19 protein-coding genes and 1 pseudogene are annotated in these 15,039 nt (G+C 74.4%); 7 read left to right on the forward strand and 13 right to left on the reverse strand.

Annotation, left to right across the window (positions count from 1 at the left end; genetic code table 11):
• Positions 1-15: 15 nt before the first annotated feature.
• The 3 genes from KBX06_RS03565 (at position 16) to KBX06_RS03575 (ending at position 2,448) form a co-directional block, all read left to right on the forward strand.
• Positions 16-1,020 carry a LacI family DNA-binding transcriptional regulator gene (locus KBX06_RS03565; protein WP_210832673.1) on the forward strand — a complete coding sequence of 335 codons (1,005 nt, stop codon included), beginning with the start codon at positions 16-18 and terminating at the stop codon, positions 1,018-1,020.
• Positions 1,021-1,142: 122 nt separating this feature from the next.
• Positions 1,143-1,550, forward strand: coding sequence for a RidA family protein (locus KBX06_RS03570; RefSeq protein WP_307854409.1), 408 nt, complete (start codon positions 1,143-1,145; stop codon positions 1,548-1,550).
• A gap of 1 nt (position 1,551) precedes the next feature.
• Positions 1,552-2,448: a GNAT family N-acetyltransferase gene (locus KBX06_RS03575; RefSeq protein WP_210832674.1), complete on the forward strand. Its 897-nt coding sequence runs from the start codon at positions 1,552-1,554 to the stop codon at positions 2,446-2,448.
• Here the strand turns inward: KBX06_RS03575 and KBX06_RS28210 are convergent.
• Both KBX06_RS28210 and KBX06_RS03580 read right to left on the reverse strand, forming a co-directional pair.
• Positions 2,400-2,534, reverse strand: coding sequence for a hypothetical protein (locus KBX06_RS28210; RefSeq protein WP_256442267.1), 135 nt, complete (start codon positions 2,532-2,534; stop codon positions 2,400-2,402). The genes KBX06_RS03575 and KBX06_RS28210 overlap by 49 nt on opposite strands.
• Before the next feature lies 1 nt (position 2,535).
• Positions 2,536-3,327, reverse strand: coding sequence for an EI24 domain-containing protein (locus tag KBX06_RS03580; protein WP_210832675.1), 792 nt, complete (start codon positions 3,325-3,327; stop codon positions 2,536-2,538).
• A gap of 246 nt (positions 3,328-3,573) precedes the next feature.
• Between KBX06_RS03580 and KBX06_RS03585 the strand changes: the two genes are divergently transcribed.
• The gene (locus tag KBX06_RS03585; RefSeq protein WP_210832676.1) at positions 3,574-4,560 is read left to right on the forward strand and encodes a YafY family protein; all 987 of its coding nucleotides are present in this window, start codon (positions 3,574-3,576) and stop codon (positions 4,558-4,560) included.
• Here the strand turns inward: KBX06_RS03585 and KBX06_RS03590 are convergent.
• On the reverse strand, positions 4,551-5,465 hold the full coding sequence (locus tag KBX06_RS03590; RefSeq protein WP_210832677.1) for an SDR family oxidoreductase: 915 nt from the start codon (positions 5,463-5,465) through the stop codon (positions 4,551-4,553). The genes KBX06_RS03585 and KBX06_RS03590 overlap by 10 nt on opposite strands.
• Positions 5,466-5,541: 76 nt before the next feature.
• Between KBX06_RS03590 and KBX06_RS03595 the strand changes: the two genes are divergently transcribed.
• On the forward strand, positions 5,542-6,246 hold the full coding sequence (locus tag KBX06_RS03595) for a DNA polymerase beta superfamily protein (RefSeq protein ID WP_210832956.1): 705 nt from the start codon (positions 5,542-5,544) through the stop codon (positions 6,244-6,246).
• 17 nt (positions 6,247-6,263) lie between these two features.
• On the opposite strand, the gene KBX06_RS03600 is transcribed toward KBX06_RS03595, so the two are convergent.
• Positions 6,264-6,713: a VOC family protein gene (locus tag KBX06_RS03600; RefSeq protein ID WP_210832678.1), complete on the reverse strand. Its 450-nt coding sequence runs from the start codon at positions 6,711-6,713 to the stop codon at positions 6,264-6,266.
• A 67-nt stretch (positions 6,714-6,780) separates the two neighbouring features.
• Here KBX06_RS03600 and KBX06_RS03605 point away from each other — a divergent pair, with 67 nt between their 5' ends.
• Positions 6,781-7,407 carry an ABATE domain-containing protein gene (locus KBX06_RS03605; protein ID WP_210832679.1) on the forward strand — a complete coding sequence of 209 codons (627 nt, stop codon included), beginning with the start codon at positions 6,781-6,783 and terminating at the stop codon, positions 7,405-7,407.
• Between the two features lie 12 nt (positions 7,408-7,419).
• On the opposite strand, the pseudogene KBX06_RS03610 reads toward KBX06_RS03605, so the two are convergent.
• The 5 genes and pseudogenes from KBX06_RS03610 to KBX06_RS03630 all read right to left on the reverse strand — a co-directional run.
• Positions 7,420-7,731: pseudogene (locus KBX06_RS03610) on the reverse strand (alanyl-tRNA editing protein); the annotation flags it as partial.
• A gap of 65 nt (positions 7,732-7,796) precedes the next feature.
• Positions 7,797-8,684: an alpha/beta fold hydrolase gene (locus KBX06_RS03615; protein ID WP_210832680.1), complete on the reverse strand. Its 888-nt coding sequence runs from the start codon at positions 8,682-8,684 to the stop codon at positions 7,797-7,799.
• Positions 8,681-8,995, reverse strand: a complete 315-nt coding sequence (locus tag KBX06_RS03620; protein ID WP_210832681.1) for a DUF2516 family protein — start codon at positions 8,993-8,995, stop codon at positions 8,681-8,683. The genes KBX06_RS03615 and KBX06_RS03620 overlap by 4 nt, the downstream gene beginning before the upstream one ends.
• 70 nt (positions 8,996-9,065) lie before the next feature.
• On the reverse strand, positions 9,066-9,911 hold the full coding sequence (locus tag KBX06_RS03625) for a hypothetical protein (RefSeq protein ID WP_247684998.1): 846 nt from the start codon (positions 9,909-9,911) through the stop codon (positions 9,066-9,068).
• Entirely contained in the window at positions 9,911-10,534 is a 624-nt protein-coding gene (locus tag KBX06_RS03630) for a helix-turn-helix transcriptional regulator (protein ID WP_210832683.1), read from the reverse strand. Before KBX06_RS03630 ends, KBX06_RS03625 begins: the two co-directional genes overlap by 1 nt.
• Before the next feature lie 112 nt (positions 10,535-10,646).
• Here KBX06_RS03630 and KBX06_RS03635 point away from each other — a divergent pair, with 112 nt between their 5' ends.
• A complete protein-coding gene (locus KBX06_RS03635) occupies positions 10,647-11,444 on the forward strand; it encodes an alpha/beta fold hydrolase (RefSeq protein ID WP_210832684.1) in 798 nt (265 codons plus the stop codon).
• A 52-nt stretch (positions 11,445-11,496) separates the two neighbouring features.
• On the opposite strand, the gene KBX06_RS03640 is transcribed toward KBX06_RS03635, so the two are convergent.
• The 4 genes from KBX06_RS03640 to KBX06_RS03655 all read right to left on the reverse strand — a co-directional run bounded on the left by KBX06_RS03640 (position 11,497) and on the right by KBX06_RS03655 (position 15,033).
• A complete protein-coding gene (locus tag KBX06_RS03640) occupies positions 11,497-12,456 on the reverse strand; it encodes an asparaginase (protein ID WP_210832685.1) in 960 nt (319 codons plus the stop codon).
• Between the two features lie 96 nt (positions 12,457-12,552).
• The gene (locus tag KBX06_RS03645; protein WP_210832686.1) at positions 12,553-13,395 is read right to left on the reverse strand and encodes a 3-keto-5-aminohexanoate cleavage protein; all 843 of its coding nucleotides are present in this window, start codon (positions 13,393-13,395) and stop codon (positions 12,553-12,555) included.
• Positions 13,396-13,495: 100 nt separating this feature from the next.
• Entirely contained in the window at positions 13,496-14,608 is a 1,113-nt protein-coding gene (locus tag KBX06_RS03650; protein ID WP_210832687.1) for a folate-binding protein YgfZ, read from the reverse strand.
• Positions 14,605-15,033 (reverse strand): Fur family transcriptional regulator, encoded by a 429-nt coding sequence (locus KBX06_RS03655; protein ID WP_210832688.1) that lies wholly within the window; start codon positions 15,031-15,033, stop codon positions 14,605-14,607. The genes KBX06_RS03650 and KBX06_RS03655 overlap by 4 nt, the downstream gene beginning before the upstream one ends.
• Positions 15,034-15,039 lie beyond the last annotated feature (6 nt).

The following is a 15,039-nucleotide window of genomic DNA, read 5'->3' on the forward strand; positions in this document are numbered from 1 at the left end:
GTGGTGGTGACGGGGATGACGACGGCGCAGCGGCCGACACTCGAGGCGGTGGCCCGACGGGCGGGGGTCTCGCGGGCGACCGTGTCCCGGGTGGTGAACGGCTCCATGACGGTCGCCGAGCCGATCCGGGAGGCGGTCCGCCGGGCGGTGGCCGAGCTGGGGTACGTGCCGAACCTGGCCGCCCGCAGCCTGGTCACCCAGCGGACCGACTCGATCGCCCTGGTGCTGCCGGAGGCCGCCACCCGGGTCTTCTCCGACGACCAGGTCTTCCCCGGGATCATCCGGGGCGCGGCGCAGGAGCTGGAGGCGGCCGACAAGCAGCTCGTGCTGATGCTGGCCGGCTCCCCCGCCGGGCACGACCGGGTCGAGCGCTACACGACCGGCCGACACGTCGACGGGGTGCTCTTCGCCTCGCTGCACGGCGAGGACCCGTTGCCCGGCCGGCTCGCCCGGCTGGGCATCCCCGTCGTGTGCAGCGGCCGGCCGCTCGACGGCGCGGACGTGCCCTACGTCGACGTCGACCACGTCGGCGGGGTGGCCACGGCGGTGCGGCACCTGCTGGACGGCGGGCGTCGCCGCATCGCCACCATCGCCGGCCCACAGGACATGGTGGCCGGCATCGAACGGCTCGCGGGCTACCGGAACACCGTCACCGAGGCCGGGCTGCCGGAACTGGTGGCGACCGGCGACTTCACCCGCGAGTCGGGGGCGACGGCGATGCGGCAACTCCTCGCCGAGCACCCCGACCTGGACGCGGTCTTCGCCGCCTCCGACCTGATGGCGCACGCCGCCCTGCGGACGCTACGCGAGGCGGGGCGGCGGGTGCCCGACGACGTGGCGGTGATCGGCTTCGACGACATCGAGACGGCCGCGTACACCGAGCCGCCGCTGACCACCGTCCGCCAGCCGATCGTGCAGCTGGGCCGGCAGATGACCCGGCTGCTGCTGCGGCTGGCCGCCGGCGAGGCCATCGAACCCGTGGTGCTCCCCACCGAGCTGATCGTCCGCGAGTCGGCCTGAGGTGTAAGGAAGGGCACCTTGTTAACGTTTTCTGTATAGGAAGGGCCCCTTCCTTACACCTCACGGCAGGTGCCGGAGTTAATCCGTGGAGGCGTCGTACGAGCGTCGGTAGCGTCGCGCGGGTGACCAGGAATCTGATCCGCGTACCCGCCCTCTCCGACGTCGCCGAGTACGCGTACGCGGCCACGGTCGAGCCGCCGGCCCGGCTCGTCCACACCGCCGGCGCCTGCCCACTCGACGCCGAGGGGCGGACCGTCGCGCCCGGCGACCCCGTCGGCCAGGCCCGGCAGGTGATGGCCAACCTGGAGACCGCCCTCGCGGCGGCCGGGGCCCGGCTCACCGACGTCGTCAAGACCACCGTGTACGTGGCATCGTCGCGTCAGGCCGACCTGGTGGCCGTGTGGGAGGTGGTCCGGGACGCGTTCGGCGACCACGACCCGCCCAGCACCCTGCTCGGGGTGACCGTGCTCGGCTACCCCGACCAGCTCGTCGAGGTCGAGGCCGTCGCCGCCGTACGCGAGGAGAACTGACGTGCGAATCCGGACCGCCCGCCCCGACGACGCGCCCGCCGTGGTGGCGATGCGCGCGATCGTGCACCCCTACCTGGTGCGCGGCGTCGAGTCGACCCGGAAGATGATCGCCCAGCCACCGCCCGGCGAGGACTGGACCGCGTACGTCGTCGAGGTGGACGACACGGTGGTCGGCTGGGCGTCGGCCTACCGCAACGCCCAGACCTCCGAGCCCGACGTCGGGGAGATCTCCACCCTGCACGTGCACCCGGAGCACCGGGGCCGGGGTGCCGGCACCGCCCTGCTGACCGCCTCGCTGGGACACCTGCGGGGCATCGGGGCGCGCCGGGTGCGTACCTGGGCGCTGCCGGAGTCGCTGCCGTTCGCCCGCCGGCACGGCTTCACGCCGAGCCGGGAGCTGCGCTACTCGGCGCTGGACCTGCGGCCGGCCCCGCCGATGCCGCAGCCGCCGTCCGGCGTACGGCTGCTCCCGCTGACGGACCTCGACCCGCGCCGGATCCACCGGGCCGAGGTGGCGGCGGCGGTCGACGAGCCGGAGGACGTGCCCGCCGACGCGATCAGCTACGAGAGTTGGTACTCCGAGATCTGGGACAACCCGGGCCTGGACCGCGCGGCCAGCACCGCGGCCGAGATCGGCGACGAGATCGTGTCGTTCAGCCTCGTCAACCGCGACGGCGACCGGATGTGGTCGGACTACACCGGCACGCTGCCGACGCACCGGGGGCGCGGGCTCGCCCGCCTGGTCAAGACGGCGGCACTGCACCGCGCCGCCGCAGGAGGGGTACGCGTCGCCTACACCTCCAACGACGAGGCGAACGCGCCGATGCTGGCGGTCAACGTCGGGCTCGGCTACCGACCGGTCGGTTCGAGCTGGTCCTGCCTGCGCGAACTGTCCTGACGGCCGAGCGGCGACGAGTTGGCGGCGTTGACGATCGCGTCCACCCGTTGGGTCGTGATGTCGCCCTCGACCAGGGTGATCTCCATGTCAGCCCTCCGTGACGGACTGGCCGAGGGAGCGGCGGGCCAGCAGGGCGGCCCCGGCGACAGCGGCCGGCATGACGATCACCGCGCCGAGCGGAATCAGGAAACAGACGAAGACCGCCACCCCGAAGCCGAGCGTGGTCGGCCGGTCCGCCTTGAGGTGTGCCCGCCGGTCCGGCAGCCGCATCCCGCGCCGGTAGAAGGGGGCCCCCGCCAGCTCCACGGCGAGCAGCCAGCCGCCGACCGCCGCCCCGATCACCGGCACCACGGTCTGGCCGAGCACCGGGATGAAGCCGGCGGCGAAGAGCGGGATGCCGAAGAGGATCGACAGTCCCACCAGCCGCAGCGAGTCGGCGATGCTGCGCCGCAGCGACGGCCAGAACGGCACGTCGACCGCGCCGGGGGTGCCGCCGAGGCGTTCCTCGACCCGTTCGGAGATCTTCTCGTAGAACGGGTCGCCGATGACCAGGGTGACGGCGGTGAAGCTGACCACCGCGAGCAGGCCGCCGAGGCCGAGGAAGGCCAGCCCGGCGATCACCCGGACCAGGCTGCGCGAGGTGCTCGACCAGTCGTCGGCGAACGGGGTTACCAGCGCCGCCAGTTCGTCGACGAAGTACGCCAGGGTGGCGAACGCGGTCACGAAGATCGCGCCCGAGATCAACGCCGGGATGACGCCGAGCAGCATCAGCCCGGGGCTGCGGACGTAGAGGCCGAGGCCGCGCAGGAGCAGGCCCACGCCGGTGAAGAACCGGGCGGCGGCGCCGGCCAGGGGCGCGGCGGTGCGGGGTGCGTTCACGACCGCAGAGCCTACGGTCTGTTCAGGACCCACGCCCGGTCGCGCCGGACTGGGGGCGACGACCGGCGGTGTTGTCACTCACCCTGATACCGGTGTGGCGACTTCGTGCCACACCGGTATCAGCCTTCGGCGGCAGGCATTCGCCCGCTGCACGACCAACCGCTGTTGGACCCCCCTCAACGGGCGTGGCTGCCCGACACCCGAGGCGGACGACCGCCGGGCTGCGGTGGCGGGCAGGATGGACGGGTGCGGGCGGCCCGGTTGATCTCGTTGGTCCTGCTGCTCCAGGCGCGGGAGACGATGACCGCGGCGGAGCTGGCGCGGGAACTGGAGGTCTCCGAGCGGACCGTCTACCGGGACGTGCTGGCGCTCTCCGCCGCCGGCGTGCCGGTCTACGCCGACCGGGGCCGCACCGGCGGCTACCGGCTGCTCGGCGGCTACCGGACCCGGCTGACCGGGCTGACCCGGGACGAGGCGGAGGCGCTCTTCCTGGCCGGGCTGCCCGGACCGGCGGGCGACATGGGGCTCGCCGACGCGGTGGCCTCGGCCGAGCTGAAGGTGCTCGCCGCACTCCCGCCGAGCCTGCGCGACGCGCCGGTGCGCACCGGACAGCGCTTCCACCTGGACGTGCCGGGCTGGTTCCGGGAGTCCGGGCCACCGCCGTGGCTGATCGAGCTGGCCGGCGCGGTGTGGCGGGACCGCACCGTCGAGCTGCGCTACCGGCGCGGCGACCGCGAGGTCGAACGGGAGGCGCACCCGTACGGGCTGGTCCTCAAGAACGGGGTCTGGTATCTCGTCGGCCGGGTCGGCGGCGCGTACCGCACGTACCGGGTGGACCGGGTCACCCACGTCGAGGTCCAGACCGCGACCTTCGACCGGGACGCCGGCTTCGACCTGGCCCGACACTGGCGGGAGCAGGCCGACGGGTTCCTGCGCGGCATGCTCCGGGCCGAGGTCACGGTGCGGCTGAGCCCCGTCGGTCTGCGTCGGCTCCGCTTCGTCGCCGACGCCCCCTTCGCGTACGACGAGGCGCTCGGCGCGGCCGACGAGCCCGACGGGCAGGGGTGGGTGGTGACCCGCCTGCCCGTCGAGTCCGTCGACGTCGCGTACGCCCAGTTGCTGTCCCTGGGGCCGGAGGTGGAGGTGCTCGACCCGCCGGAACTGCGGGAGCTGATGGTCGACGCCGCCAGGCGGTCCGCCGCGGTCTACCGGGTCGCGCGCGTTCAGCGGTAGCCGGTCACGTCGGCCGGTCCACCCGACTCCACCACCTCCGTGAGGTAGCGGAATGCGTCCGGCCGGCTGCCGTCGACGTCGGTGAACCCGTACACCTGGGACAGTTCGCCCGCCGAGACGGATGCCTGGTTCCAGCGGGCCCGGTCCTCGTCGGCGGCGAGCGCGGCGACCGCGCGCCCGACGAAGGCCGGGGTCTCCGAGATGAGGAAGTGCGGGTCCCTGGCGGCGCCGTCCCGCCAGGTCTTCTCGGTGACCCCGAAGTGCTCCAGCATCGCCTCGGACCGGATCCAGCCCGGAGTCAGCGCCACGGCGGTGCCGCCGTGCGGCGTCAGCTCGTGCCCCCAGACGTACGCGAGCCGGTTGACCGACGTCTTCGCCAGGTCGTAGAAGACCGACAGCCGGTAGTGGGTGTCGTTGTACGCCTTCGTGCCGTCGCCGATCTCGACGACCAGCCCGCCGGGGCGGCGGATCAGCAGCGGCAGCGCGAAGTGGGCGGTGACGACGTGCGTCTCGATCGCCAGGCGCAGGCTGCGGAAGCCGGCCTCCAGCGGCTGCTCCCAGACCGGCTTCTCCCAGGTGGTCAGGGGGTCACCGCCCCAGATGTCGTTGACCAGCACGTCGAGGCGGCCCTGCTCGGCGTCGATGCGGGCGACCAGGTCGCGGACCTGCTCACCGACGAGATGGTCGACCCGGGCCGCGATGCCGGTGCCGCCGGCGGCGGTGACCAGCTCGGCGGTCTCCTCGATGGTCTCCGGACGGTCCATCTCGGAGCGGCCGGCCCGGCTGCTGCGGCCCGTGGCGTAGACCGTGGCACCGGCGGCGCCGAGCTGCACCGCGATCTGCCGGCCGGCGCCCCGCGTCGCCCCGGCGACGAGCGCGATCTTTCCTGTCAGCGGTTTCGTCATGCGGCGAGCCTGTCAGCGATACCTGACAGCCGAAGTCCGGTTTCGCGAAGCCGTGTCGTCCGGCATGCTCGCCGGCATGCACCTGCTGCTCTCCGGAATCGTCGGCTCGGTCGCGTACGGGCTGGCCGGGCCGGGCTCCGACGTCGATCGGATCGGCGTCTTCGCCGCGCCCACCGTCGCCTTCCACGGCCTGCGCCCGCCCCGCGAGTCGGTGGTCACCACCGACCCCGACACCACTTTGCACGAGGCGGCGAAGTGGTGCCGCCTGGCGCTGAGCGGCAACCCGACCGCCACCGAACTGGCCTGGTTGCCGCCGGACTGCTACGAGACCCGCACGGAGTTCGGCGACCGCCTGATCGGCATCCGCTCGGCGTTCCTCAGCGCGCCCCGCGTCCGCGACGCCTACCTGGGCTACGCCGGTCAGCAGTTCCGCAGGCTGGAGTCCCGGGGCGACGGCACGTTCTCGGCCGACACCCGACGGCGCACGGCCAAACACGCCCGGCACCTGGCTCGACTGGTGCACCAGGGCCGGCTGCTCCACGCCACCGGCGTGCTGGAGATCCGGCTCGCCGACCCCGAGTGGTTCCGGGCCTTCGGCGAACGGGTGGCCGGCGGCGCGCTGGACGAGGCGCGGGCCCTGATCGCCGAGGCGGAGCGGGACTTCGCCCGCGTCCGCACCCCGCTGCCGGACCGTCCGGACGAGGCGACCGTGGAACGCTGGCTGCTCGACGTGCGCGCCGCCCACCTGCCGCCGGGGCGGGGCCACCCGGCCGACCGCTGAGCCGGCGTCGGGGCCCGTCACTGCACGTCGAACTCGTTGCCCTCCGGGTCCGCCATGGTGGTGTGCACGCTGCCGAAGTCGGCCACCTCGCGCAGCACCGTGGCGCCGAGCCCTTCCAGCCGCTCGACCGTCGCCGCCCGCTCGGCAGGGCCGACGTGCAGGTCGACGTGGAGCCGGTTCTTGACCTGCTTGCCCTCGGGGACCTGGTGGAACAGCAGCCTGCGGCCCAGCCCGGTGCCGCTGGCCGGGTCGACCGGGTCGTCGGGGTGGCGGACGGCGGCGAGCTGCCGCCACGCCTTGCGGCCGTCGATCTCGAGGTACGCCTCCGGTCCGATCGCGCCGCCAGCGAGCAGGCGCTCGATCAGCACCGCGTTGTCCTCGACCACGTAGTCGAGGGCGGCGGCCCAGAACCGGGCCTGCGCGTTCGGGTCGGCGCAGTCGACGACGAGCTTCCATTCCACGGCCATGGCGTCCTCCTCGGGGGTCCGGCGACCGCCGGCACGGCCCGCCGCCGTAACCAGTTATAGTGGTTACGTGACCGGCGCCGCAAGCGGACTCACCCTGACCTCCCCGGAGGGCACCCGCTACCTCTTCGACCCCGGCGCACTCTGCCTGGAGTTCCTGACCACCGGCGGCCCGGGCGCGCTGGCCCGCTACGACGCGCTGCACCGACCCGGCGACCTAGCCGGCTGGCTGGCACTGTCCCGGCTACGCCTCGACCCGGCCCGGCTGGAGGTGGACGCCGACGAGTTGGCCGACGCCCGGGGGCTGCGGGACGCGCTGTGGCGCCTCGTCTGCGTACGCACCGGGGCCCGGCCGCCGGCCAGCGAACCGGCCGACTTCGACGCGACCCCCCACGACCTCGCCACCCTCAACCGGCTGGCAGCCGGCGCTCCGCTGGCGCCACAGCTCACCGCCGACGGGGCCCGCCGCTGGGTGCTGCCGGCGCGCGGCGGGCAGGCCCTCGCCACGATCGCCCGGGACGCCGTCGACCTCTTCACCGGCCCGCACCGAGACCGCGTCCGGGAGTGCGCCACGCACGACTGCTACCTGGTCTTCGTCGACACCTCACGGCCCGGACGGCGCCGCTGGTGCGCGATGGAGCGCTGCGGCAACCGGCACAAGGTCCGCTCGCTGCGGGCCCGCCGCGCCGCCGACTGACCCCGCGCGGGGTCAGTCCGCCAGGCGTACGCGGACCCGGCGGTTGGCCCGCCCCTTGCTCTCCACCTTGACCACCCGCACCTTGCCGATCTGCGCGGCGGAGGCGACGTGCGTGCCGCCGTCGGCCTGGACGTCCAGCCCGACGATGTCGACGATCCGCACCTCCTGCTCGTCCGGCGGGATCAGGTTCGACTGGGTACGGATGATGTCGGGCAGGGCGAGCGCCTCCGCCCGGGGCAGCACCCGCGCGGCCACCGACCGGTCGGCGGCCACCTCGGCGTTGACCAGCTCCTCGATGCGGCTCTTGAAGTCGGCCGGCAACTCGGTCGGATCGGCGAGGTCCAGCCGGTGCGTACGACCGTGGTGTGTGACGCCCGTGTCAGGGCACGTTACTCGTTGAGGAAGGCGGATATCCGGCTGCGCAGGTCGGCGCGTTCCGTCCAGAGGACGCCGGGCCGGTCGTACACGTGCAGGGCGGCCCGGGGAAGCGCGGCGGCGAGCTGCTCGGCGACCTCGACGGGGTGCAGGTCGTCGCCGGCGCAGCCGATCACCAGGGCCGGCGCGGTGACCGCGGCCAGCACACCGGCGTCGTGCAGGGGCGCCTGCTCGGGCAGGTTCGCCAGCCCCGGGGCGAGCCCGTCGCGCAGGAGCTGGTCGAGGCGCTGGCGCAGGTAGGCCCAGCCGGCCGGGGTGTTGCGTACGGCGGGCGGCAGCTCTGCCTGGACCACGTCGGCCACGGCGGCGGCGTCGCCGCTCTCCACGGCCTCGAACAGCGCGGTCAGCCGGGCCCGGGCGACCTCGCCACGCGGCCGGTCCAGCGCCGCGGGCAGGAAGAGGACCAGCCGCTCGAAGCGTTCGGGGCTCTCGGCGAGCAGCCGGCAGAGCGCCCCCGCGCCGAGGCTGGCGCCGAAGGCGCGGGTGGCGCCCCCGAGGTCGGCGACGGCGCGCAGGTCGCGGGCCAGGTCCAGGTAGCTCCACGGGCCGGGCGGCGCGTCGGAGCGGCCGTGCCCGCGGAACTGGAGGAAGAGCTTGCGGCCCGTCACCCCGCTGCCGAAGGGCCGGGTGGTGGCGATGCCGTTGCCCAGCCCGTGGGCGAACACCGTGACCGGGTCACCGGTGCCGGTGACGAGCTGCTCCAGGCGTACGCCGTGCGGTGTGGCGACCAGCTCGGTGTCCGGCTCCGGCAGGGCCGGCCGGCCGGTACGCGGGGCGCCCGGGCCGGGACCCCAGGTGCGGGGCCCGCCGTCCGGCGGCGGCGGCCAGCGGAAACCCCTCACCAGAACCCTTTGCCGTCGCTCAGGTCGCGCAGCCCCACCCGGACGTCGAGCAGGTAGATCAGGCCCGCGGCGATGCCGACGAGCCCGAAGAGACTGATCGGGCCGAAGCCGAGCAGGGTCAGCACCAGGCAGACTGCGAGGATGCCGATCCAGCCGCCCTTGGGCAGGGTGCCGATGGCGGAGAAGGCGTCGGAGCGCTGCGTGATGGCGTGCACCAGGGCGATGCCCTGCACGATCAACGCGAAGACGAGCAGGATCAGCTCGATCACGTAGCGAACATCGAAGGCGAAGAGCGGCGCGGCGTAGGCCATGCCGGCAAGCTTATGCCGGTGAGCCCGGATACGTCCGACAGGACGCAGCCGGGCTCACCGGTGGGACGCTCTACTCGGCGGCGGGGCGGGTGCGCTTGGTCGCCCGGGGCAGCTTCGCCGACGGGCCGGCGGCCGGCTTGGCCGCGGCCTTGGTGGCGCGGGTCGTCGCCTTCTTCGCGGCGGCCGGCTTGGCCTCCAGCACCTCGGCCACGTCGGCCGGGGTCGGCACCTCGTCGGTCGACGTGTCGGCGGTCACGGCCGGGGCCGACGCCTCGACGGTCACGGCCGGGGCCGGTGCCTCGACGGTGGCGGCCGGTGCCTCGACGGTGGCGGCCGGTGCCTCGACGGTGGCGGACCGGGCGGCGGTCGGCTTCGCGACGGCCCCGGCCGGCTCGACGTCGGCCTCGGTCGCCTCGATGTCGGCGTTCACGGTATCGGCGGCCTCCAGCACGCCGGCCCCGACGACCCGCTCGCCCCGGGTGACCAGCGCGACGTACGCGGCCTGCGCCCGTTCCTGCGCGGCCTGGGCGCCGGCGACCACCACGGCGGCGTTGCGGGTCGCCAGCGCACGGAGCCGGTCCAGGTCGGCGACCTCGCGCAGCTTCTCGAGGTCGGCCACCTCGCGCAGCTTGTTCAGGTCGGCGGCCTCACGCAGGCGCCTCAGGTCCAGTTCGGTCGGTACGGCCCTCTCGCGCAGGCCCTCGGCGGTCAGGTTCGCCGTACGCAGCGTGTCGTTGGCCTTCTGGCGCAGCTCGACGCCGGTGACGACGGCCTTGCCACCCAGGTCGGCGACGACCTTGGTGCCGAGGTCGGTCACCACGGCGGGCAGCTTGCGCAGCTGCTGGAGGGCGAGCTCCCCGGCGCCGGCGGCGGCGTAGATCGGGGCCGGGATGCGGCTGGTCTTCGGCTGGGTCATCACTTCTCCTCTTCGGCCGCGTCGGCGGCCTCACGGACCGCACTGCGGGCGGCCTTCTTCTCGGGGGTGTCGGTCGGAGCGGGGGCGGGGCCGGCCTCGGTGACGGCGACCGACTCCAGCACGGCCTCGGTCGGGGTGCCTGCCGCGGTGGTGGGCCCCGTGGCGGCGAGGTTGGCCAGGTCGGGCGCCGCCTCGACGGGGTCCGGCGTGCCCGCGCCGGAGGTGGCGTCGGACCTGTCGGCGGGCGTCGCGCCGGTGGCCGCCGCGGTCGCCTCGGCGAGCCGCGCGTTCTCCCGGCGGAACGTCTCGTAGATCTGGGTGAGCGACTGCTTCTGCGCCATCGTCAGGTCGGGGTCGACGGAGATGGCCGCGAGCACGCCCTGGCCCTCCTTGTCGTCGAGCAGCCCGGCCCGCAGGTACATCGCCGGGGTGGAGACCCGCAGCGCGCTGGCGAGCTGCTGGAGCACCTCCGCGCTCGGCTTGCGCAGGCCGCGCTCGATCTGACTGAGGTAGGGGTTGCTGACCCCCGCCTGCTCGGCGAGCTGCCGGAGCGAGATCTTCGCGTTGCGGCGCAGATCGCGAATGAACCCGCCGACGTCGGGAAGGTCCTTACCAGTGGCCATGGTTCGACGCTAACGCGCCCTGCTAGCTCCTGCAAGCAAAGTGCTAACCAGAGTTAGCGACGTCTCACTTCACGGTTGCGTCCCCGGTCGCCCGCTGCGTACCTTTTCCGCCGTGACGAAGATCGAGGTGAACGGCGCCCTGCTCGCGTACGACGACACCGGCAGCGGCACGCCCGTCGTCCTGCTGCACGCCGGCATCGCCGACCGCCGGATGTGGCGGGAACAGGTCGGCCCGCTGGCCGCGCGGCACCGCGTGATCGCCCTCGACCTGCGCGGCTACGGCGACTCCGAGCTGCCGCCGGCCCCGTTCGCCCACCCCGACGACGTGGTCGGGCTGCTCGACGCGCTCGACATCCCCCGGGCCGCCCTGGTCGGCTGCTCGTTCGGCGGCGCCGTGGCGATCGACACCGCGCTGGCCCACCCGGATCGGGTGGCCGCGCTCGCGCTCCTCGGCACCGCCGTCTCGGGCCACGAGTGGTCCGACGAGACCAACGACCTCTGGGACAGCCTGGTCGGCGAGGTCGACCCGGAGGACTTCGCCGCCAGCGCCGCCGGTGAGGTGCGGTTCTGGGTGGTCGGCCCGGGCCGCCAGCCCGCCGACGTCGACCCGGAGCTGCTCGCCTTCGCCCGCGAGATGGACCAGCGGGCGCTCGCCGCCGAGCTGGCGCTCAGCGCGGTCGACGTCGCCGAACTCGACCCGCCCGCGATCGGACGCCTCCACGAGTTGCGGATGCCCGTCCTGGTCGGCGCCGGCGCCGCCGACGTGCCCGACATCAGCCGGCTCGCCGACCGGATCGCCGCCGAGGCGCCCCACGCGACCCGAATGCCCGACGTGCCGGACGCCGGCCACCTGCTGCCGCTGGAGCGACCCGCCCCGGTCAACGCCGCCCTGCTCGACTTCCTCCCCTGACGCCCCGACGCCCCGACCGAACGGCACCGCAGCGGCGGCCGGGGCGGGGCGGCTACCAGAGGGAGCGCACGGCGCCGACCGGCAGGCCGCCGCCGAACAGTGGCAGCTCGGCGTACTCGGCCAGCACCGGGGCGTCCAGCCCGAGCCGGCGCAGGGCGGAGACCAGCACCGGCATCCGGGCGCGGCCCGCGCCGTCGTCGATCTTGAGGGCGACCGCGCCGACGTTGGGCACCGCCACGGCGACCACGCCCTCGGCACCGACCTTGGCGAGCAGCCCGGGAAGCCCGCGCATGAGCCGGCTGTCCTCGGCCCGCGTGCCGCCGACCAGGTCCGGGTGCGCGCGCATCGCGTCGGCCACCGTCCGCGGCGGGGAGCCGGGCTCCGCCGAGACGAGCCGGAGGTACGCCCCGGCCAGGCCGGTCAGCGAGACGGCGAGCACCGGGGCGCCGCAGCCGTCCACCCCGACCGCCGCCGCCTGCTCGCCGGTGAACTCCTCCACCGCGTCCCGCAGTCGCCGCTGCAACGGGTGCTCCGGACGCCAGTAGCCCTCCAGCGGCCAGCCGGCGGCCAGGCAGGTCAGCAGCATCCCGCCGTGCTTGCCGGAACAGTTCATCTGCGTACGGGTGGGGCCGCCGCCGGCCCGCAGCACGGCCGCCCGGGCCTCGTCGCCCACAGGCAGGTCCGGCGGGCAGCGCAGGGCCGACTCGTCCAGCCCGGCGCGGGCCAGCAGCGCGCCCACCCGGGCCAGGTGGAATTCCTCCCCCGCGTGGCTGGCCGAAACCAGCGCGACGTCGGCGGAATCGGCCAACGACAGCCCGGCGCGGAGCATTCCGACCGTCTGCATCGGCTTGTTGGACGAGCGCGGGAAGACCGGGGAGGTCACGTCCCCGACACCGGCCACCGTCGCGCCGGTGGCGTCGAGCACCACCACCGAACCCCGGTGCACGCCCTCGACGAACCCCGACCGGACCACCTCGGCGAGCGGCGCGCCGCCCTCGTACGTCTTTCCCACAGGCTGGACGGTACCGGCACCGCCGGCCGCGCCCGACGGGCGGGTGAACAGGCCGTTGACCACCCGGTGTACAGCAGTGCCGGCCCGGATCGCCGCTTACCGCCCGGCGGCGGGCACGCCGAGCATCCCGCGCGCCTCGGCGGTGGTCAGCGGCGGCCGCTGGGCGAGCTGGGCGAAGCCGACCGCCCGGGCGACGAGCTGCATGTTGGACTCGACCGGACGGCCCTTGGCGTAGGTCACCGTGTCCTCCATGCCGACCCGCAGGTGCCCGCCGGCCGAGAGCGAGGCCAGCATGACCGGGATCGTGCTGCGGCCGATGCCGGTGGCCGAGAAGGTGGCGCCCCCGGGCAGGTCGCGCAGCGCCTGGTGGGCGGCGACCAGCGTCGCCGTGGTGCCCGGCATGCCACCCGGCACGCCCATCACGAAGTCGACGTGCACGTGCCCGCCGGCCGGCAGGCCGTACTTGCCGAGCAGCCGTTGCAGGGCGGTCAGGTGGCCGAGGTCGAAGATCTCGTACTCGGGCACGATGCCGCGCTCCTGCATCCGGGTGTGCAGGTCGACGATGAACTCCCAGCGGTTGAGGAAGACGTCGTCGCCGAAGTTGAGCGTGCCCATCGTGCACGAGGCCATGTCCGGCCCGGCGTCGAGCACCGCGAGCCGGTCGGCCTCCGGGTCGGTCACCGCTCCGCCGGAGGAGAGCTGCACGATCAGGTCGGTGCCCTCCCGCAGCGCCGCCACCGTCTCCCGCAGCCGGCCCCGGTCCAGGGTGGGCCTCGCCTCGTCGTCGCGGATGTGGACGTGGATCACGGCGGCGCCGAGCGCCTCGCACTCCTTGGCGGTGAGCAGCAGCTCGTCGAGAGTCACCGGCAGCGCCGGCACCTCGGCCTTGGCCGACTCCGCGCCGGTGGGGGCAACCGTGATCAACGTCCCTGTCGTCATGCCCGGATCCTAGACGCCCCGGTCAGACCGTTCGACGCCCCCGACCAGACGTTAGGAAGGGCCCCTTCCTATACCGCAGGCGTTAGGAAGGGGCCCTTCCTTACACCGGGTCGATCGCGGCGGCGGACTCCCCGACCAGGAGTCGGGCGTCGTCGGCGACGTTGCGCTTTACCACGGCCAGGGCGACCTGGCCCAGCTCGTGGTGGTGCACGGCCGTGCCGACGAAGCCGACGGCCCGGCCGTCGAGGGTCACCGGCGTGCCGGCGGCCGGCGGCTGGTCGGTGGTCACCCCGTCCAGGTGCAGGAGTACGAGCCGACGCGGCGGCCGACCCATGTTGTGCACCCGGGCCACGGTCTCCTGGCCCCGGTAGCAACCCTTGTCGAGGTGCACGGCCGGGGCGACCAGATCCACCTCGGCCGGGATGCTCCGGTGGTCGGTGTCCACCCCGACCCGCACCCGCCGGGCGGCCACCCGCACCGCCTCGTACGCCCACAGCCCCGCGACCGGCACCCCGGTGCCCCGCAACCGGGTGACCACCTGCTCCATCGCGCCCCGGGGCACCAGCAGGTCCACGCCGAGCGGGCCACGGCGCGCCCAGCCGCCCACGGGCAGCGGTCGCACGTCGTACAACGCGGTCGGCCGCGGCGGCAGCTCGCCGGAACGGAACTTCGGGCCCGGCACCGCGACCACGTCGGGCGCGGCCAGCCCGGTCACGCCGAGCGTCTCCGCCGCGGCCGGCGCCTCCGGCCCGACCAGCGACAGCAGCGCGTGATCGGCGGTCACGTCGCGCGGCTCGACCTTGCTGAAGAACCGCATCCGCTCCAGGTACGACAGCAGCCCCCCGGTGGCGCCCGGCTCGGTGTCGAGCCAGGTGGTGACGCCGTCCTCGGCGACCATGGCGTGCTGCTCGACGTGCCCGTGCGGGGAGAGCACCAGCAGTTCGGTGCCCTGACCGGCGCCGAGCTGGGCCAGGTGCTGGCTGGTGAGGGTGTGCAGCCAGCCGATCCGCTCCTCGCCCGGCACCGCGACGACGCCCCGGTGCGACCGGTCGACCAGGCCGACCGCCGTGTCGAGGGTGCGCTGCTCGCGCATCGGGTCGCCGTAGTGCGCCGCCACGCCCCGCACGCCGGCCGCGGCGTGCGCCGGCTCGGGCTGGTCCCGGCTGGCCTCGTCGATGCTCTCGACGCTCACCGCGCCCGCGATGTCGATCATTTCCGGTCCCCGTTCTCGCAGCGGACGCAGACGCCGAAGAACGAGACGTGGCCGATGTCCACCCGGAACCCGCGCTGGCTCGCCAACTCGTCGGTCAGCGGGCGCAGCAGCTCCGGATCGATCTCGTCGATCGCGCCGCAGTCCCGGCAGACCAGGTGGACGTGCTGGTCCTCGCCGGCCGCGTGGTAGGTCGGCGAGCCGTGCGAGAGGTGGGTGTGGGTGACCAGGCCGAGCCGTTCCAGCAGCTCCAGCGTGCGGTAGATGGTGGTGATGTTGACCCCTGCGGCCACCTCCCGGACGGCTGTGTGCACCTGCTCCGGGGTGGCGTGCCCCAGGTTCAGCACGGCCTGGAGGATCAACTGCCGTTGCGCCGTCAGCCGCAGCCCACGGGCGCGGAGCATTTCCGCAAGGGAGGATTCGGACACCGTCCG

The sequence above is a fragment of the Micromonospora sp. C31 genome (assembly GCF_018070575.1).
In the GTDB taxonomy this organism is placed as follows: domain Bacteria; phylum Actinomycetota; class Actinomycetes; order Mycobacteriales; family Micromonosporaceae; genus Micromonospora.